The organism is Nocardia sp. GCM10030253 (assembly GCF_042675075.1).
Classification (GTDB): Bacteria; Actinomycetota; Actinomycetes; order Mycobacteriales; family Mycobacteriaceae; genus Nocardia.
The window spans coordinates 431,581-449,944 of sequence record NZ_JBHTDL010000012.1; the positions used below are offsets into that span (position 1 = coordinate 431,581).

Below are 18,364 nucleotides of genomic sequence, written 5' to 3' on the forward strand. Positions count from 1 at the left end.
GAGCGACCTGCAAGCAGTCGCTAGCGGTGGCACACCGAGAACCCAGGATCCGCGCACATCCAGCGAGCTCCGGGGGCAGCCGGAGCGGGCAGTTCGGGAGGGGCGAGGGCATCGCGAACCCGATAGCACGCGGATCGGGTCGCCCGGGATCTCGGTGGGCCGGCGAACTTGATCCGATACCAATGGTGGCGTACCGACCATGAGGATTTCGTGAAGGTTTCTAGACCTGCCCGGCTGCCACCACGCGCTGCGCGGCGCGGGCGATGGCCAGTTCCTCGTTAGTCGGGACGACCAGCACGGCCACCTCGGCTCCCGGTGCCGAAATATGCCGGGCCGCACGGTCTTTCGCGCTGTTGAGCACAGGGTCCACGGCGATACCGAAGCGGGCGAGCTCGGCAAGGGCGTCGGCGCGAACCTGTGGGCTGTTCTCCCCGACGCCCGCGGTGAAGGTGATGGCGTCGACGCCACCCAGTTCGACCAGGTACGCGCCGAGGTAGCGGCGCAGCCGGTGGATGTACACGTCATAGGCGAGCTTCGCCGCGGCGTCGCCCTCGTCGATCAGCCGTTGCAGCTCGCGGAAATCGTTGACACCCGACAGTCCCTTGAGGCCCGAGTTACGGTTCAGCAGCTCGTCGACCTGGTCGATATCCAGGTGAGCCGAGCGCATCAGGTGTGGCACGATGCCGGGGTCGAGATCGCCGGACCTGGTGCCCATCACCAAACCCTCGAGCGGCGTCAGACCCATCGTCGTATCGACCGGACGAGAGCCCCTGATCGCCGATGCCGAAGCGCCGTTACCCAGGTGGAAGACAATCTGATTCAGCTCAGCGGGATCGCGATCGAGCAGCTCCGCGACCCGCCCCGAGACGTACTCGTGCGAGGTGCCGTGGAAACCGTACTTCCGAATACCCTGTGCGGCAGCCACCTTCGCATCGATGGCGTAGGTCTTGGCGGCATCGGGCAGGCCGTGAAAGAACGCCGTGTCGAATACCGCGACCTGCGGTACGCCCGGCAGTAGTTTCCTGGCACTCTCGATGCCTGCCACGTTCGCCGGGTTGTGCAGCGGCGCAAGCGAAGACAGGTCCGAGATCGCCGCGACCACGGCATCATCGATCAGCGTCGGCCGGTAGAACACCTCGCCGCCGTGCACCACCCGATGGCCTATCGCGCGCACCCCCTGGCTCGCCAGGTCGCGTCCGCTCCGGGAGAACATGTCGAAGACCAGTTGCAACCCTGCGGTGTGATCGGCGATCGGCCCGTGATGCTCGACGGTCTTCCCGTCGGCATGATGCTCGATCCCCGCGTTCTGCTCGCCGATCCGCTCGACCATGCCGGAGGCCGCGACGAAACCCGTCTCCGGGTCCAGCAGTTGATATTTGATCGATGACGAGCCGGAATTGATCACCAGCACCAGATCATCGGCACTCGCGCTGCTCATGATGCCTCCTGTGTCCCGCGGTGCTCTCGCACACGGTCAGCAACCATGATCACGGCATGGATGTTCCGCATTGCGCCTTCCCTGTGCCACGGGACACGCCCATTCACTCCTTCTGCGCCTGAATCGCCGTGATCGCGACGGTGTTGACGATGTCGGCGACCAAGGCTCCGCGCGATAGATCGTTGACCGGCTTGCGCAGGCCCTGCAGCACCGGGCCGATCGCGACCGCGCCCGCACTGCGCTGGACCGCCTTGTAGGTGTTGTTGCCGGTGTTGAGGTCGGGAAACACGAACACCGTTGCGCGGCCCGCCACCTCGGAATCCGGCAGCTTCGTGGTGGCGACGGTCGGCTCGATCGCCGCGTCGTATTGAATCGGGCCCTCCACCAACAGTTCCGGCGCGCGTTCGCGGACCAGCTTGGTCGCCACCCGCACCTTGTCCACATCCGCGCCGCTACCGGATTCGCCGGTCGAGTACGACAGCATCGCCACCCGTTGCTCGATGCCGAACCGGGCGGCGGTGCCCGCCGAGGAGATCGCGATATCGGCCAGTTGCTCGGAGGTCGGATCTGGGACCACCGCGCAGTCGCCGTAGGCGAGTACCCGGTCGGCCAGGCACATCAGGAACACGCTGGACACCGTAGCGACGCCGGGCGTGGTCTTGATGATCTCGAACGACGGCCGGATGGTGTGTGCCGTCGTGTGCGCGGCGCCGGACACCATGCCATCGGCGATGCCCTTGTGGACCATCATGGTGCCGAAATACGAAATGTCGGTCATGGTTTCGCGGGCCCGCTCGACGGTCATACCCTTGTGTGCGCGCAGCTCGGTGTACTCCTCGGCGAAATCGTCCAGATATCCCGAGGTAGCCGGATCGAGCACCTGCGCGGCATCGATGTCGACGCCCAGTTCGGCGGCGCGGGCGCGGATCGAACCCTCGTTGCCGAGAATGACCAGGTCCGCGATCTTGCGTTGCAGCACCCGCCCCGCGGCGCGCAGGATGCGGTCGTCATCGCCCTCGGGCAGCACGATGCGCTTGCGGTCCGCGCGCGCCCGCTCGATCAGCTGGTACTCGAACATCTGCGGCGTCATGACCGAGCTACGCGGAACGTCGATGCGCCGCAACAAATCCGCGGCATCGACCCGCTGCTCCATCAGAGCAAGGGCGGTGTCGACCTTGCGCGGGCTGCCCGCAGCCATCCGGCCGCGGGTGCGGTAGGCGGCGCTGGCAGTGTCGTAGGTACCGAGCTCGGTGGTGAGGATCGGTAGCTTCGGTTTGAGACCGGTCATCAGTCGCGCGACCGCGGGATGCGGCAACATGCCGCCGTTCATGATGATGCCCGACAGCGAAGGAAAACCCTCAGCCTCATGCGCATTCACCACGCTGAGCAGCACGTCCGAGCGGTCGCCCGGCGCGATGACCACCACGCCGTCGACAAGTCGCTCCAGAATATGTTCGGCCGTCATGCCGCCGACCATGATTTGCAGCGCCTCACGCTGCAGCAATTCCGGGTCGCCGCTGTACATTTCGCCGTCGATCGCGGTACACAGCTCGGCCATGGTCGGCGAAATCAGCAGCGGCACTTCGGGCAATGTCCAGGACGGCACATCGAAGCCACGCAGTGCTGTGCACACCTTGTCGAGTTGGGTCGGATCGCAGCGGTTGGCGATGATCGCGACCAGCTGTGCGTGTTCGAGAGCCAGTTCGCTCGCGCACAGCTCGGTCAGATGCCGCACCTCCTCCGGGGTGCGGCCGGAGCCGCGGACCACAAGCAGCACCGGGGCGCCCAGGTTCACCGCGATCCTGGCGTTGAAACGGAGCTCACTCGGACTGGCCACATCGGTGTAGTCGCTGCCGACCACCACCACCGCGTCGCACACCTTGGCAACCTCGTGGAAGCGCATCACGATATCGCTGATGGCGGCGTCGGGATCGGCGTGCACCTGGTCGTAGGTGACCCCGGTGGCCTGCACATAGTCGATATCGGCGGTGCTGTGTTCGAGCAGCAGCTCCAGGATGTAGTCCGGCTCGGTGGTCGATCGAGTGATCGGCCGGAACACCCCGACCCGGGCGGTGGTCGCACACAGCATCTGAAGTACCCCGAGCGCCACCGTCGATTTTCCGGTGTCACCCTCCGGAGACGCGATGTACACAGCGGATAGAGCAGAATCGGCCATATTCGAAAGCTTAGTGAACGCGTGGCAACCATAACCGGCCGGCGAGACCCTCATCACGGGCGAAATCTCGGGCGCCGATACGACCGGGTGGTCCGCCGCGCTGAGCTCCGATCAGGTCATGGACGCGGTAGAGCCAAGCCCGATGAAGTCCGCGGCACAGCCGACGAAGTCCGTCCATAGACGTGCCCGGGCAAGCGGAGGCGAGAACGTCACCTATAGTCCGGACATGGCTGAGCAGTTCCCGAACCAGCAGTGGGGTTCGCGCACCAATGTCCTTTCCCGCGTAGCGAACAAGTTCGCCGCAACCAAGCCCGGGTCCTGGTTCATCCGCGCCATCACGCCGCTGGATCGGGCGCTCCTCGAACGCACCGACGCCAAGTACACCGTGCTCGGCCCGATCGGCGCGCCGGTCATCCTGCTGACGACCATCGGCCGCAAGTCCGGCCAGCCCCGCACCCAGCCGCTGCTCTATGTGCACGACGGCGACAAGCTGTACGTGATCGGCAGCAACTTCGGGCAGGCCAAGCACCCGGCCTGGACCAACAACCTACTGGCGAACCCGGAGGCCACGGTCGCCATCGCGGGCGAGCGCATCCAGGTCCATGCCACCCCCGTCGAAGACCAGGACAAGGACGCGGTCTTCGCGCGCTTCGTGGAAATCACCGGCGCCTACGAGGCCTACCGCTCGCGCACCACCCGCGACCTGCGCATCTTCACTCTCACCCGCGCCTGAGATTCTCCGGCCCACGGGTTTTCGCCGGTCCTGGTCCCTCGAAGGACTTGGTGGCGTGGTGGCGGCTATGAGATTGCCGCCACCACACCTTCGATGCCGCTAGCCCCCGAAGCTACCGGTTGCGGGCTTGCCGGCGGGGACGGTGACAGTGACCAGCTCCGACAATTCGAACTCCGCGCCGTTCACGCAGCCGCCCCTTGCCGTGATCGTCGTCCCGGGCTCGAGACCTTCCAACGACGTCTTGATCGTCTGGCCGGGGTTGGCCAGCGACTCCGGGCGGGAGCCACCGAAGAACACGTGGTTGTTCTCGGGGCCGACTCCGGCCTCCGCCCAGCACTGACCCCGGTCGTTCGGATTGCGCAGCGTCGCCGTCACTGTCCCTGTTCCAGTGCCCGCGAAGGTGACCTCAGGCGCATTGAACGGTGTCGCGGCGCCCGCGGTCACGGGCGCAAACACTACGGCCACAGCGGACGCGGCCAGGAGGATAGCTCCATTAATTCGTCTGTTCATCACATGACCGGATCATTCCCTGGAACAGCTTCCAGCACAACAAAATCCGACGCCCCAGAACTGGGGGCCCGCAGGTGGCTCGGAAATGCACCGCGCGCTGTGCGCATGGCCGCGGCAACCGCCGAAGGTACGGCCATGCGCCTGTCCGTCGTTCGTTGCTCAGCCGAGCATGCGCAGGCGAGGGGCCAGGTCGCGCTGGAAGAGGTCCAGGAAGCGGCGCTGATCGTGGCCGGGGGCGTGGAAGACCAGATGGTTGAGGCCTGCGTCGAGGTAGGGCTTGATGAGGTCGACGGCCTGGTCGGGGTCGCTGGCGACGATCCAGCGCTTGGCGATCTGGTCGATCGGGAGGGCGTCGGCGGCCGCTTCCATTTCGATGGGGTCGGTGATGCTGTGCTTCTGTTCGGGGGTCAGGCTCAGCGGGGCCCAGAAGCGGGTGTTCTCCAGGGCCAGTTCGGGATCGGTGTCGTAGGAGATCTTGATCTCGATCATCCGGTCGATGTCGTCGACGGTGCGTCCCGCCTTCGCGGCGCCCTCGGCGACGGAGGGCATCAGCTTCTCGGTGTAGAGATCCATGCCCTTGCCGGAGGTGCAGATGAAACCGTCGCCGGCGCGGCCCGCGTAGCGGGCAACCAGGGGGCCGCCCGCGGCGATGTACACGGGGATGCCGTCCTTCGGGACGTCGTAGATCGAGGCGCCGACGGTGCGGTAGTACTGGCCCTCGAAGTCGGTGCGCTCGCCGGTCCACAGGGCGCGCATCAGGTCCACCGATTCGCGCAGGCGGGCGAAACGTTCCTTGAATTCCGGCCATTCGCCGGTGAATCCGGTAGCGATCTCGTTGAGCGCCTCACCGGAGCCGACACCGAGCATGATCCGGTCCGGATACAGACAACCCATGGTCGCGAAGGCCTGCGCGATCACCGCGGGGTTGTAGCGGAAGGTCGGGGTGAGCACGGAGGTGCCGAGCTGGATGCGCTTGGTGCGTTCGCCGACCGCGGCCATCCAGGCCAGCGAGAACGGCGCGTGCCCGCCCTTGTGCCGCCACGGCTGGAAGTGGTCGCTGACGGTGGCGCTGTCGAGCCCGTGTTCCTCGGCGAGCACCGCGATCTCGACCAGCTCCCGAGGTCCGAACTGCTCTGCTGATGCCTTGTACCCGAGCTTGAGCTCACCCATGTGCGCCACTCCTGTCGCTTAGCTGCCACGGTTCGTGTGCGGGCGTTCCCGCACTCCGTTTCCGGCCGTATCAACGCTGCATCGTGTCGCTGTAGTCCGCTTGCGCGGATCAGCGCCGCACGACGGTGCCTCACCCGGCCGCCATTGCCGTGCGGACCTCCCGCCGGGCCGACGGCCGCATTTGCGCACAAGTTTTCACGACCGCCCTCGACCATAGTCAGTGACAGTCGGCGATGGGTGGAGGGTCGCACCGAGCGGTCCTTCCCCACGATCGCGCGCATCAGGCGGCTGCTTCGCCTTCGCTCCGCCCGGCGCGAACCGAAGGCGGACTTCGTCCGGCTGCGCCATAGCGGACAATTGTCTGGTGACCGCAAACGATGAGCCCATCCTGTCCTTCCTCACCGACATGGACGGCGTGCTGGTGCACGAGGACCACATGATCCCCGGCGCCGACAAGTTCCTGGCGGAGCTGCGGTCCAACGAGATCCCGTTCCTGGTACTCACCAACAACTCGATCCGCACCCCGCGCGACCTCCAGGCCCGGCTGCGGCACACCGGTCTGGACATCCCGGAGGAGGCCATCTGGACCTCCGCCCTGGCCACCGCCACCTTCCTCAACGACCAACGCCCGAACGGAACCGCTTACGTGGTGGGCGAATCCGGGCTCACCACAGCACTGCACGAAATCGGCTACGTGCTGACCGACAGCGAACCCGACTATGTGGTGCTCGGCGAGACCCGCACCTACTCCTTCGAGGCGATCACCACCGCGATCCGCCTGGTCGAGCGGGGCGCGCGCTTCATCGCGACCAACCCGGACGCCACCGGCCCGTCCCGCGACGGCCTACTGCCCGCGACCGGCTCGGTCGCCGCGCTGATCACCCGCGCGACCGGCAAGGAGCCGTACTATGTCGGCAAGCCGAACCCGCTGATGATGCGTTCGGCACTGCGCCGGATCGGTGCGCATTCGCAGTCCACCGTGATGATCGGCGACCGTATGGACACCGACATCGTTTCCGGCCTGGAGGCGGGCATGCGGACCATTCTGGTCACCACCGGTATCTCCACCCGCGCGTCGGTAGAGCAGTACCCCTACCGCCCAACCCTGGTAGTCGACTCGGTCGCCGACCTGGTCGGCCGCACCAGCACCCCGTTCGAATAGATCCGCGTCCGAACACCCCCCATCCCAGCCGAACACCCGGTACACAGGGTGCTCAGCCACAACAAGGGGTGTTCGGCCTGTCGATCAGGATTCGGTGTCGGCGATGGCGTCGAGGGCGGCCGACAGTTTGGTCAGGGCGTCCACGGTCAGGGCGAGCTGTTCGGGACCTAGTTCGGCGGTAAGGCGCTGGGCGATGACGGCGTGCTGTGGGTTGATGCGGGCTATGGCATTGCGGCCCGCGTCGGTGATCGCGACCAGCTTCGCGCGACGATGCGCGGGGTTCGGGCGGTATTCGGCAAGTCCCTTGTCCACCAACAAGTCCGCGATGCGCTGCACACTCTGGCGAGTAATGCCCATTGCCCTGGCAATGCCCGCCACCGGAAGCGGTTCGTGCAGCACCGCCCCGATCACTTGCCACCAGGCGGCGGTCAAGCCCGCGGGCCGCGCCAGTTCCTCTGCGATCGTGAGGAATTGGCCGTTCAGCTGGAACGAGATGATCGCGGCGGTGCTGAAGAGCTCCTGTTCGGGCGTATCGCTCATGCCGAGCAGGCCGCCTCGTGCCGGAACTGCCCCGCGCGGATTTCGGTACCGGCCATGCCATCTCCTCGGTGCGGATCGTCGGCGATCCGACCGTCCGATCGGATCGCCGTGGAATTGTCCCTCAGTGGGATGCTCCGGCGAGCTGCGCCTCGTACTCGGCGAGCACGGCGTAGCCTGCCGGATCGCTGTGCGCAAAGAGCCGGTACCAGCCATCCAGTACGTGCGGCTCGTACACACCGAGCCTGCGCAGCACCTCGCGAGCGAAGTCGAATGGCGCGGTCGCGCCCGCGGTGATCAGATCACCGTCCGTCACCGCGGGCTCGTCCAGGTAGCGATCGCCACCCGAATATCCGCTGTAGGCAAGGTATTCCGCGACATTGCTGGTGTGTGCGCGAGTGTCGAGCAGACCCTGCTTCGCCAGTCCGAAGGTCGCACCGCAGATACCCGCGACCGGAACGCCCGCATCGAGGAACTCCGCGGCCTTACGAGCGAACGGGTCGAGTTCGCCGGTCTCCCAGGTTTCCGCGCCGGGCAGGATCAGCATCGCACTGTCCGCGGGTGTGAGATCGGCGAGCACCACATCCGGCACGATCCGCATCCCGCCCATCGTGGTGATCGGATCCAAGGTCAGCCCGACGGTCTTGACCTGGAACTTGCCGGGTTCCCTGTGCCAGCTCTGCTTGTTGATGTGCGCGGTGGCGGCACCGACCTCCCAGTCGGCGAGGGTGTCGTAAACGGCCATGTGAACTGTTTGCGTAGGCATGACAGTATCCTGTCATGTTTGACAACATGCTGTCAATACTTCGGGCGCACGCCCTGCGGAGCCGCTCAGCGCGTGCGCTCGATCTTCGACAGGTGGGCGATATTGGCCCGATCGTCGGACTCGTGGCTCGGCGTCGCCTCGAACCACGCGTCGAGGATCTCCGTCAACACGGCCTTCGAGGTCGTACGCAGGCTCAGCGCAAGGACATTCGCGTCGTTCCACTTGCGCGCACCGGCCGCGGTGGCGGCGTCGCCACACAGCGCGGCCCGAATACCGGCCACCTTGTTCGCCGCTATCGACGCACCGGTTCCGGTCCAGCAGCAAACGATGCCCTGCTCGGCTCGCCCGTCGGCAACATCGCGCGCCGCCGCCTCACTGGCCCAGGCCCAGTCGTCGCGCTCCACCTCGGAAAGCGCTCCATGCGCGACCGTCTCGAGCCCACGCCGATGCAGCTCCTCGATCAGCTCTTCAGCCACCCCGACGAACTCGTCCGCAGCCACCGATATCCGCATACCTCCAGGGTAGGCACCAACCGGTCCCGCCACAGGAGGGTCGCCGAACGGGACATGACATGTTCGCTACCCGACGTTCGCCACGACCATGTCCCGCTCGCCGTTCAGGACTCAGCTGAGGGCGTGGTCCAGGTCGTCGAGGAGGTCCTCCACGTCTTCGAGGCCTACCGAGATGCGGACGACGCCGTCGGTCAGGCCGATGGTGGCGCGACCCTCCGGGCCCATGGCGCGGTGGGTGGTGGTGGCCGGGTGGGTGATCAGGGTCTTGGAGTCACCGAGGTTGTTGGAGATGTCCACGATGCGCAACCGGTTGAGCACCTCGAAGGCGCGCTTCTTGCCCTCGTCAGCGGGTGCGTTCAACTCGAAAGTGACCACGGTCCCGCCGCCGCTCATCTGGCTGGTGGCCAGCGCGTGCTGCGGATGTGATTCCAGGAAGGGATATTTCACCCAGCCAACGGACTTGTTGCCCTCGAGGAACTCGGCGATGCGCAGCGCGGATGCGGTCGAATGACGCACCCGAAGCGGCATGGTCTCCAGGCCCTTGAGCAGAGTCCACGCATTGAACGGGCTCAGCGCGGGGCCGGTGTGGCGCATCAGGTTTTTCACCGGGCCGTCGATGTAATCGTGCTCGCCGAGAATCGCGCCGCCGAGCACCCGACCCTGGCCGTCGATGTGCTTGGTGCCGGAATACACGAGAACGTCGGCGCCGAGTTCGAAGCCGCGCTGCAGCAGCGGTGTGGCGAAAACGTTGTCCAGCACCACCTTCGCGCCCGCCGCGTGTGCGAGTTCGGTGACCCGGCGCACGTCGACAAGCGTCTGCATGGGGTTGGCCGGTGTCTCGAAGAACACCGCCTGGGTTGGCACCGACAGCGCTTGCTCCCACTGGTCGAGGTCGTCGCCGTCGACGAAGACGGTCTCGATGCCCCAGCGCGGCAGAATCTCGTTGCACACCACGAAGCAGGAGCCGAACAGGCTGCGCGCGGCCACGAGTCGATCACCGGCGCCAAGCAGCGCGCCAAGCGCGGTGAAGACCGCGGACATACCGCTGGCCGTGGCGAAGCAGGCTTCGGCGCCGTCCATCAGGCGCAGCCGCTCCTCGAACATGGCGACCGTCGGGTTGCCGTAGCGGGAGTAGACGAAATGCTCGACGTCGCCGGTGAACGCGGCCTCGGCGGCCTCGGCGCTCTCGTAGACGAAGCCGGAGGTCAGGTACAGCGCTTCGGCCGTCTCCTCGAAACCGGAGCGCCGCAAGCCACCTCGCACGCCGAGGGTCGCCGGACCGACGCCCTCGGGCAGCGGCTTGTCGAAGGAACCGCCGGTGATCACGACTGCCGCCACGGAAGTCCGATGGCCCGCCAGCCGGAACCGCCACGATGGCCGGTCGCGTCGAGGCCGCCCTCGAAGCCCTCCAGCACGTTGTAGGACGGGCCGATCCCGAGGCTGGTCGCGATGTCGGCGGCATGCGCGGAACGCTGGCCGGAGCGACACAGGAACACCACGGGGGCCTCCGGGTCGCGGCCGTCGAGTGCCTCGGTCAGTTGCTCCACAAAGGCACTGTTGCGGGTGCCGGTTCCGTCGACCCACTCGATCAGCACCGTCGGGCGCTCGATCGAGGTGGTGTCGGGAACTCCGACGAAGCGCCATTCGGCTTCGGTACGCACGTCCACCAGGACGGCTTCGGGGTTGTCCCGCAATAGTTCCCACGCTTGCTGTGGGGTGATGTCACCGGCATAACTCATGTGGACCTCCTGTGAATCCGCTCTTGCCGCACCTGGGTTTCGGTGCGCGGCCAGGTCGTCACCCGGAGCACCCCGCCGCGGAGGAGGGTTGCCGACCAGCAAGCCGGGGCTTGACGCTGGTTCTCATGACCTGGTTCTGAGATTGCCTGGGCGGGGGTCACCCTGTCAAACCCCAGTTCACGACGCAGGACGAGTCAACCGCAGATGAGCCAACGGTCGCCGGATCGCGTCAGATTCCAGGTCGCGGGCGTCTCCTTGCCGTCGACCTTCGTCGTCACCGTCGCCTTCGCCCGATTCCCGTTGACCATCGGATTCTCGATTTTGGTTATCTCGACCGACTTTCCGGTTTCGATGCCGCCGAGTTGGGGCGCCAGCGATGACTTGCCCTCGTCGAATCCGTCGCAGGCCACACCTGGCGGCGGCGTGATATCCGAACGGCCGCGTGCGTCGGCGTAGTTGCGGACCGCGGCCGCGATCCGGTCGGCTTCTGTGACATTTTTCTCAGCCGGTGACAGCAGTCCGCCGAGCACGATCGCGACGACCACGACCGCCGCGACCACCGCGGCCGCGATGAACGGCCACGCGGAGCGGGAGTCGGTCTGATCGACCTCGATTACTTGGTCGCCGTCGGTGTCTCGCTGATCGGTCATGTCCACGATGATCCCTGGTCCGCGGGGGTATCCGGCGCCCGCCCCCGAACTCGGCGACACGTCGCGGACGATCGGCGTCGCTACTGTGTATGTCGGGGCGCGCCGTGGGTACGCAGTGAAGCGGAGGCCGCTGTGACATCCCGAAGGTCACCGCACCGGCGCGGGCGGCCCTCCGGGCCACCGATAGAATCGCGAGATTGCGGCCTGCTGTCATAGCCGATATGCCAGCGAGCCAGCGCCAGTGTCCGCATACCAGGGGCAACCACAGCGGCGCGTCGAGTTAGCCTAGGCTAAGACCGACGCCATTAATTGTTTTCGACCATAAGGGTGCGCGTAAGAGATGACCGAACAGAGTGCAGCGACCCGCCCGCTCCGCATCGCGATCGTGGGCGCAGGACCGGCCGGTATCTACGCCGCCGACGCATTGATGAAATCCGATGCGGAAGTGTCGATCGACTTGTTCGAGCGCATGCCTGCCCCGTTCGGGCTGATCCGCTACGGCGTCGCGCCCGACCATCCGCGTATCAAGGGCATCATCACCGCCCTGCACAAGGTGCTCGACAAGCCGCAGGTGCGCCTGCTCGGCAACATCGACTACGGCACCGACATCACCCTCGACGACCTGCGCACCTTCTATGACGCGGTCATCTTCTCCACCGGCGCCAACGCCGACCGCGCCCTGGACATCCCCGGCATCGGTCTCGACGGCAGCTACGGCGCGGCGGACTTCGTGTCCTGGTACGACGGGCACCCCGATGTCCCGCGCACCTGGCCGCTGGAGGCCGAGAAGGTCGCCGTCCTCGGTGTCGGCAACGTCGCGCTGGACGTGGCGCGGGTGCTCGCCAAGACCGGCGACGAACTGCTGCCCACCGAGATCCCGCCGAACGTCTACGAGGGCCTCAAGGCCAACAAGGCGATCGAGGTCCACGTATTCGGCCGCCGCGGTCCCGCCCAGGCGAAGTTCACCCCGCTGGAGCTACGCGAGCTGGACCACTCGCCGACCATCGAGGTCATCGTCGATCCCGAAGACATCGACTACGACGAGGGCTCCGAGGCCGCGCGCAGGCACTCCAAGCAGGTCGACATGATCGCCAACACCCTCGAGCAGTGGGCCATCCGCGACGCGGGCAACCGGCCGCACAAGCTGTTCCTGCACTTCTTCGAGTCCCCATCGGAGATCATCGGCGAGAACGGCCAGGTCGTCGGCCTGCGCACCGAGCGAACCCAGCTCGATGGCACCGGAAACGTCAAGGGCACCGGCGTGTACCGGGAGTGGGACGTCCAGGCCGTGTACCGCGCGGTCGGCTACCTGTCGCAGAACCTCACCAACCTGCCGTTCGACGACCAGGCTGGCACCGTGCCCAACGAGGCGGGTCGCGTGATCGGCGACGAGAACGCGGACGGCGCCGAGCGCTACCTGCCCGCCACCTACGTCACCGGCTGGATCAAGCGCGGCCCCGTCGGCCTCATCGGCCACACCAAGGGCGACGCCAACGAGACCGTGGCCTGCCTGCTGGACGACAGCACGAACTTCACCCCGGCGGCGCAGCCGGAGCTGGACGCGGTGACCGAGTTCCTCGAGGGCAAGGGCATCCCGTTCACCACCTGGCAGGGCTGGTACCGCCTCGACGCGCACGAGCGCGCCCTCGGCGAGCCCGAAGGCCGCGAGCGGGTCAAGGTCGTCGAGCGCGAAGACATGCTGCGCGCCAGCGAGCCGAACAAGGTCTGAGCGGCCGCAAGGTCTGATCGCACAGGATCAATCCCTGCGGGGAGCGGAATAACTGTCACGTCTGCGGCAGCGAAAACTCCGACACTGAGGCATTCTGTACAAGTGTTCGATGCCCATCTCCACATCTTCGACCCGCGGTTCCCGCTGGCCGAGAACGAGGGTTACCTGCCCGACCCGTTCACCATCGCCGACTACCGAAAGCGCATGTCGCGCTTCGATATCGGCGGTGGTGCCGTGGTCAGCGGCTCCTTCCAAGGCAACGACCAGACTTATCTGAAGGCCGCACTCGCCGAGTTAGGCGAAGGCTGGGTCGGCGTGACCCGCCTCGATCTCGACGCCACCGACGACGAGATCATCGAACTGGACCGGATCGGCGTTCGCGCGCTGCGCTTCAACCTCAAGCGCGCCGCCGCCGACATCACCGGGATGACCCTGCAGGCACTGCGCGCACACGAACTGGTCGGCTGGCACGTCGAGGTGTACATCGACGGTCAGATGCTCGGCTCGCTACAGCCCGTCATCTCCAAACTCCCCGCCCTCTCCATCGACCACCTCGGCATGTCCGATGAGGGCCTGCCGTACCTGCTCGACCTGGTCGACCGCGGCGCCCGCGTGAAGGCAACAGGTTTCGGCCGCGTCGCCATGAACGTCGCCGACACACTGCGCCGCATTCACGCCGTCAACCCCGAAGCCCTCATGTTCGGCACCGACCTCCCCGGCACTCGCGCGGGTCGCCCCTTCGAGGACTCCGACGTCGACCTGATCTGCGACGTCGTCGGCACCGATATGTTCAAGGTCCTCGAAGACAACGCCCGCGCCTTCTACCGGCTCCCGGCACGCGCACGCGAAATCCCCGCCGATGTCAACCCGACCACTCCCCTGTTCCGCGCGGAGCAGCCGACTTTGCCGTTGCGCCGCGACCAACTTCCGAAACTCGAAACAGTGGCCGACACCATCCCGTTTCCGGCGATCGAATAGTCCCCGCGTCGCGGGCCTCGCGAAGATGAACCGCGTCCAGAACATGGATCCGGCCGCGGACTGCGTCACCCCTGACCCCGCCGATACTGCGGGCCAGGTGAATTCGGCTACGTCACTATCGCGCCGATGACCCAGACTCCTGTCGCCAGCAGCGCGCCCAACAGTTCGATCATCATGGACAGGCCGACACCTTTGAGCGCGTGAACTGTTGCCTGCCATGCCTGTTGGTTTTCGCGGAGGCGCTGGAGTTCCGAAAGGTAGACGCCGAGAACGAAACCCACGAACAGACCGACCACCGGGATCACGAAGAACCCGACGATGCCCAGGACCGCCCCGAGGAAGAGGGCCCGGTTGGAGACACCCGCGTCCTTCATCTTTCGGCCGGGCCAGGTGTATTTGATGATCCCGGACAGCACAAGGAACGCGGTGCTGACGGCGAAAACGGTCCACGCGGTAGCGCCGCCCTCGACGAACGCCCAGACCGCGATCGCGCCGAAGATCAGGATGACACCGGGGAGTATCGGGACGATTATCCCCAACAGTCCCACCAGAATTACCAGGCCGACAACGACCTCACCCCACATACTCACTGCTGGTCCCTCCGGTAGTGGCGTCGTGTCACGCTGCCTGAATTCTGGCGTATCGGCTGGTTCCGCGTGGAGGTGGCCGACGTGAGCACCACCGTTGCCGAGGCCGAGCGCTTGGGCGCAAAGGTATTGGTGCCGGTCTTGCGCGGCCTGCCCCGGCTCTATTTCGGGTCCACGCAGCATGCGCCGAAACCTGTTGCCAGCCGACAGCGGGTCCGCGTTCTCGCGACCCTATCCGACGTTCAGCTAAGCATCAGCTACTAATATCGCCATGGGTGCCACGCCAGGAGGCCACGGCGCAGTAGAGCGGTCGAACATCACAGTGAAAGGGAAATATTCATGCAGCGATCCACTCTCTACCGTGCGCTCGCGGTCACCGTGACCGCCGTCGTCGCAGCCACCGGCGCGATTCTCATTGCCGGATGCGGCACTGCGTCGTCACAGCCGTGGCCCGGTAGCGGTAGCGCCGAGCAGTTCACCCTTGCCGCAGATAAGTCGGGGCACCGATGGGCGTCCGCCGCGTCCGCCACCGTAACGCCCGGGGTGCAGACCAACACCCAGGGTGCGAGACAGTGCACAGCGAACTACACCTTCGTCGACAATGCCGGCAACGTGTACCTCGGTCAGGCCGCACACTGCGCGGGTACGGGTATCGGGAACCTGATAGACCCCGACGGCTGCATCGCTGACAGTCTCCCCCTCGGCACCGCGGTAACCTTCAACCGTGGCAGCCTACTGACGTTCCCGGGTGAGGTCGTCGGTACCGGTCATCTGGTCTATAGCAGCTGGCTGGCCATGCAGCAGAACGGCGAGCAGGACCACAATACCTGCGCCTACAACGATTTCGCGTTGGTGAAGGTCGCCCCCGAGGACATCCGCAAGGTCAACCCGAGCGTGCCGTACTGGGGTGGTCCCGTCGGCCTCAACACCACCGGAACCGGCATCGGTGACCGCGTTTACGGTTACGGCAACTCCGGCCTGCGGTTCGGAATCGCCGAACTGTCCCCTCGGACCGGCCAGAGCAAGGCCGACGGGCTTGTTACCACCGGTTGGACACACGCGCTGACCGTGACCATGCCAGGGATACCCGGCGACAGCGGCAGCGCCTTCCTCGACCGCAACGGCTATGCCCTCGGCACACTGTCGACTCTTGGCATCGGTTTGCCGATCGTCAACAGCATCGGTGACATGAGCCACGAACTTGCTTACGCCCGAGCACATTCCGGCATCTCGGGACTCTCGCTGGTCCTCGGCACCGAACCGTTCGACCCGAACCGCTGAGAGGAGCTGTCGGCTACGAGTTGCGCTCGCCATCGTGGACCGACGGTCGACATGGCTGGAGACCGCGCTCCATAGGCTCGTCGTGGTCAACCGATTCGGCTGGATCTGAGCACAGCGAGGGTCCGAACGGGCGATCCGACGTTATTGTCATACTGTCAATACACCCCGGGCCGCTCCCGGGCGGACGCACCGCTTCGCCGGTGCACAGGATCAACGACGAACCGAGGTAGGGCGTGAGCACACCATCCATCGCCACAGGGTTTACCCACCCCGCCGGCTCCGCCGGCCGCCATCCCCGTGAGCAGGGCCCGCTCGCGGGCATCAAGGTCATCGAGCTGGCCGGTATCGGACCGGGTCCGCACGCGGCGCTGCTGCTGGCCGACCTCGGCGCCGACGTGGTGCGGGTGCAGCGGCCCAACCTGCTGCCCGGCTTCATGGAACGGCCGCAGTGGCGTGGGCGCACCATTGTCGAGGCGAATCTGAAGGATCCGGCCGATATCGAGAAGGTGCTCGGACTGGTCGAGAAGGCCGATGTGCTGATCGAGGGCTTCCGCCCCGGCGTCACCGAGCGCATGGGTCTCGGACCGGATGCCACGCTGGCGCGCAACCCTCGGCTGGTCTACGGCCGGATGACCGGCTGGGGCCAGGACGGCCCGCTGGCCGACCGCGCGGGCCACGACATCAACTACATCTCGCTGACCGGTGTGCTCAACGCGATCGGCCGCAAGGGTGAGCGGCCGGTGCCGCCGCTGAATATGGTCGGCGACTTCGGTGGCGGCTCGATGTTCCTGGTGTTCGGCATCCTCGCCGCGCTCGTGGAGCGGCAGAACTCCGGCAAGGGCCAGGTGATCGACGCGGCGATGATCGATGGCGCCCTTGCCCTTTCGCACATGATCTGGGGCATGCGCGGCATGGGCCTGTGGTCGGACGAGCGCGGCACCAACCTGCTCGATACCGGTATGGCCTTCTACGACACCTACGAGACCTCCGACGGCAAGTACATGGCGGTCGGCGCGATCGAGCCGCAGTTCTACGCCGAGCTGCTGAAGGGCCTCGAGATCGATCCCGACGGCCTGCCGATGCAGATCGACCCCAACGGGCAGGACCAGCTGAAGAAGCTGTTCACCGAGAAGTTCAAGACCAAGACCCGCGACGAGTGGGCCGAGATCTTCGACGGCACGGATGCCTGCACCACCCCCGTCCTCACCTTCACCGAGGCCGAGCAGAACCCACACATCGTCGCCCGCACCGGTCTGATCGAGCTCGACGGCGTCGTCCAGCACGCACCGGCCCCGCGTTTCTCCCGCACCCCGAGTGCCACCCCCACCCCGCCGCCCACGGAGGCGACGCCGATCGAATCCGTTTGGGCGGATTGATTTCTCACCGTTGAGCCGAATGCCGAGTCGGGAGCTTCCGGTCCCGATGCGGCATTCGGCTACCTGCCGGGCCATTCCCGTTCTGGCGGAATGTCTCAGCGCGGTGGCCACGGTTCCCGGCACCGCTAGTGGCGGGTCCAATCCGGTTGGGCGAAGTGGGCGATTCGGGCGGCGTCGGGGTCGCGGCCGAGTAAGACGACTTCGCGGAACTGCCAGAGCATTGCGCCCGTCGGGGCATGGATGGTCATGTTCGCCGCGAGGCGCATTTGGAGTAGGCCGGGACCTTCGGGAGTTGCCGATAGCCCGTTGTCGGTGAGGGCGCTTTGTCGCAGGGCCTCGTTCGGGTGAACCCAGTGCGGCACATCGTCTTCGGCCAGCCTGGCGAGGTCCACGAGGTGCACGGAGTGGACCTCATCGGGACTCGGATCGAGCGCGGAGGCGTCCGGGAGGGCGGCGACGATGGGGGTGATGACGAATCCGGAGGCGGCCGGGAAGTCGTCGAGGCGGCCGAGGAGATCGGCGGGGGTTGCGGTGAGGCCGAGTTCCTCGTGGAGTTCGCGGATTGCGGCCTGCTCGATGGTCTCGCCTGCGTCGACACGGCCGCCGGGCAGGCCCCACTGTCCCGCGTTGCGGCCGCGGTAGGCGCGTTTGATGACAATCACCGACAGCGCAGGCTGCTCGACGACGCAGAGCAGGACTGCGGCGCGGCGGATGTCCGGTGCATCCGGGACCTCGATGTGCGGGAATCGGCGCAGCCTGGTGCCGGCCGACGCACGGAAGTCGTCGATGCTCTCGGGGACACGCGGTCCCGTGGTGGGGCCCATACTGTCGATACTGCACCACCTCTCCGCCAGCGGCATTCATCTCCCCCGGCCTACCCGACGCCACCCGCCCCGCCCGGCAGCCCACCCAGCCACACTCCCGACGAACGGGACACGACGGAGGAGCTGCTCGGGCAGATCAGGCGTTCGACGCAGCCATGTTTCGTTCGCGAGCGCTCTCGGCTTCTGGGCGGCCCAT

Annotated in this window: 19 protein-coding genes and 1 riboswitch; of the genes, 7 read left to right on the forward strand and 12 right to left on the reverse strand. The window is 66.4% G+C overall.

Translation table 11 applies throughout. From position 1 onward, the window contains the following. Nucleotides 1–220 precede the first annotated feature (220 nt). Complete coding sequence (locus ACFQZZ_RS28325; protein WP_378686813.1) at nt 221–1,438, reverse strand: acetate kinase; 1,218 nt, start codon at nt 1,436–1,438, stop codon at nt 221–223. 103 nt (nt 1,439–1,541) lie between these two features. Continuing rightward, nucleotides 1,542–3,614, reverse strand: coding sequence for a phosphate acetyltransferase (pta, locus tag ACFQZZ_RS28330; protein WP_378686815.1), 2,073 nt, complete (start codon nt 3,612–3,614; stop codon nt 1,542–1,544). Nucleotides 3,615–3,840: 226 nt separating this feature from the next. Here pta and ACFQZZ_RS28335 point away from each other — a divergent pair, with 226 nt between their 5' ends. Continuing rightward, the gene (locus tag ACFQZZ_RS28335; protein ID WP_378686817.1) at nt 3,841–4,347 is read left to right on the forward strand and encodes a nitroreductase family deazaflavin-dependent oxidoreductase; all 507 of its coding nucleotides are present in this window, start codon (nt 3,841–3,843) and stop codon (nt 4,345–4,347) included. Between the two features lie 99 nt (nt 4,348–4,446). Here the strand turns inward: ACFQZZ_RS28335 and ACFQZZ_RS28340 are convergent, their stop codons facing one another. Together ACFQZZ_RS28340 and fgd are read right to left on the reverse strand one after the other, a co-directional pair. Beyond that, nucleotides 4,447–4,791, reverse strand: a complete 345-nt coding sequence (locus tag ACFQZZ_RS28340) for a hypothetical protein (protein WP_378686819.1) — start codon at nt 4,789–4,791, stop codon at nt 4,447–4,449. Between the two features lie 225 nt (nt 4,792–5,016). Further along, the gene (fgd, locus tag ACFQZZ_RS28345; protein ID WP_378686821.1) at nt 5,017–6,027 is read right to left on the reverse strand and encodes a glucose-6-phosphate dehydrogenase (coenzyme-F420); all 1,011 of its coding nucleotides are present in this window, start codon (nt 6,025–6,027) and stop codon (nt 5,017–5,019) included. 406 nt (nt 6,028–6,433) lie between these two features. On the opposite strand from fgd, the gene ACFQZZ_RS28350 reads away from it, so the two are divergent. Then, nucleotides 6,434–7,189: an HAD-IIA family hydrolase gene (locus ACFQZZ_RS28350; protein ID WP_378687147.1), complete on the forward strand. Its 756-nt coding sequence runs from the start codon at nt 6,434–6,436 to the stop codon at nt 7,187–7,189. A gap of 84 nt (nt 7,190–7,273) precedes the next feature. Here the strand turns inward: ACFQZZ_RS28350 and ACFQZZ_RS28355 are convergent, their stop codons facing one another. The 6 genes from ACFQZZ_RS28355 to ACFQZZ_RS28380 form a co-directional block, all read right to left on the reverse strand. Further along, nucleotides 7,274–7,729, reverse strand: coding sequence for a MarR family winged helix-turn-helix transcriptional regulator (locus ACFQZZ_RS28355; RefSeq protein WP_378686823.1), 456 nt, complete (start codon nt 7,727–7,729; stop codon nt 7,274–7,276). A 121-nt stretch (nt 7,730–7,850) separates the two neighbouring features. After that, nucleotides 7,851–8,492 carry a type 1 glutamine amidotransferase family protein gene (locus tag ACFQZZ_RS28360; protein ID WP_378686825.1) on the reverse strand — a complete coding sequence of 214 codons (642 nt, stop codon included), beginning with the start codon at nt 8,490–8,492 and terminating at the stop codon, nt 7,851–7,853. Between the two features lie 65 nt (nt 8,493–8,557). Further along, complete coding sequence (locus tag ACFQZZ_RS28365) at nt 8,558–9,004, reverse strand: RpiB/LacA/LacB family sugar-phosphate isomerase (RefSeq protein ID WP_378686827.1); 447 nt, start codon at nt 9,002–9,004, stop codon at nt 8,558–8,560. Between the two features lie 111 nt (nt 9,005–9,115). Beyond that, the gene (locus ACFQZZ_RS28370; protein WP_378687149.1) at nt 9,116–10,330 is read right to left on the reverse strand and encodes an O-succinylhomoserine sulfhydrylase; all 1,215 of its coding nucleotides are present in this window, start codon (nt 10,328–10,330) and stop codon (nt 9,116–9,118) included. Further along, nucleotides 10,327–10,743 (reverse strand): rhodanese-like domain-containing protein, encoded by a 417-nt coding sequence (locus ACFQZZ_RS28375; protein WP_378686829.1) that lies wholly within the window; start codon nt 10,741–10,743, stop codon nt 10,327–10,329. Before ACFQZZ_RS28375 ends, ACFQZZ_RS28370 begins: the two co-directional genes overlap by 4 nt. 14 nt (nt 10,744–10,757) lie before the next feature. Next, nucleotides 10,758–10,874, reverse strand: a riboswitch (SAM riboswitch). Between the two features lie 63 nt (nt 10,875–10,937). Further along, complete coding sequence (locus tag ACFQZZ_RS28380) at nt 10,938–11,393, reverse strand: hypothetical protein (RefSeq protein WP_378686831.1); 456 nt, start codon at nt 11,391–11,393, stop codon at nt 10,938–10,940. A gap of 340 nt (nt 11,394–11,733) precedes the next feature. Here ACFQZZ_RS28380 and ACFQZZ_RS28385 point away from each other — a divergent pair, with 340 nt between their 5' ends. Together ACFQZZ_RS28385 and ACFQZZ_RS28390 are read left to right on the forward strand one after the other, a co-directional pair. After that, nucleotides 11,734–13,122, forward strand: a complete 1,389-nt coding sequence (locus tag ACFQZZ_RS28385; protein ID WP_378686833.1) for an FAD-dependent oxidoreductase — start codon at nt 11,734–11,736, stop codon at nt 13,120–13,122. A 102-nt stretch (nt 13,123–13,224) separates the two neighbouring features. Then, the gene (locus tag ACFQZZ_RS28390) at nt 13,225–14,100 is read left to right on the forward strand and encodes an amidohydrolase family protein (RefSeq protein WP_378686835.1); all 876 of its coding nucleotides are present in this window, start codon (nt 13,225–13,227) and stop codon (nt 14,098–14,100) included. A 107-nt stretch (nt 14,101–14,207) separates the two neighbouring features. Here the strand turns inward: ACFQZZ_RS28390 and ACFQZZ_RS28395 are convergent, their stop codons facing one another. Then, on the reverse strand, nt 14,208–14,690 hold the full coding sequence (locus ACFQZZ_RS28395) for a DUF456 domain-containing protein (RefSeq protein ID WP_378686837.1): 483 nt from the start codon (nt 14,688–14,690) through the stop codon (nt 14,208–14,210). Between the two features lie 81 nt (nt 14,691–14,771). On the opposite strand from ACFQZZ_RS28395, the gene ACFQZZ_RS28400 reads away from it, so the two are divergent. From ACFQZZ_RS28400 to ACFQZZ_RS28410, 3 genes are all read left to right on the forward strand, one after another. Further along, a complete protein-coding gene (locus ACFQZZ_RS28400) occupies nt 14,772–14,951 on the forward strand; it encodes a hypothetical protein (protein ID WP_378686839.1) in 180 nt (59 codons plus the stop codon). Between the two features lie 75 nt (nt 14,952–15,026). Beyond that, nucleotides 15,027–15,968, forward strand: coding sequence for a hypothetical protein (locus ACFQZZ_RS28405; RefSeq protein WP_378686841.1), 942 nt, complete (start codon nt 15,027–15,029; stop codon nt 15,966–15,968). 248 nt (nt 15,969–16,216) lie between these two features. Further along, nucleotides 16,217–17,344: a CaiB/BaiF CoA transferase family protein gene (locus tag ACFQZZ_RS28410; RefSeq protein WP_378687151.1), complete on the forward strand. Its 1,128-nt coding sequence runs from the start codon at nt 16,217–16,219 to the stop codon at nt 17,342–17,344. A gap of 125 nt (nt 17,345–17,469) precedes the next feature. Here the strand turns inward: ACFQZZ_RS28410 and ACFQZZ_RS28415 are convergent, their stop codons facing one another. Then, entirely contained in the window at nt 17,470–18,168 is a 699-nt protein-coding gene (locus ACFQZZ_RS28415; RefSeq protein ID WP_378686843.1) for an NUDIX hydrolase, read from the reverse strand. Nucleotides 18,169–18,364: the final 196 nt, after the last annotated feature.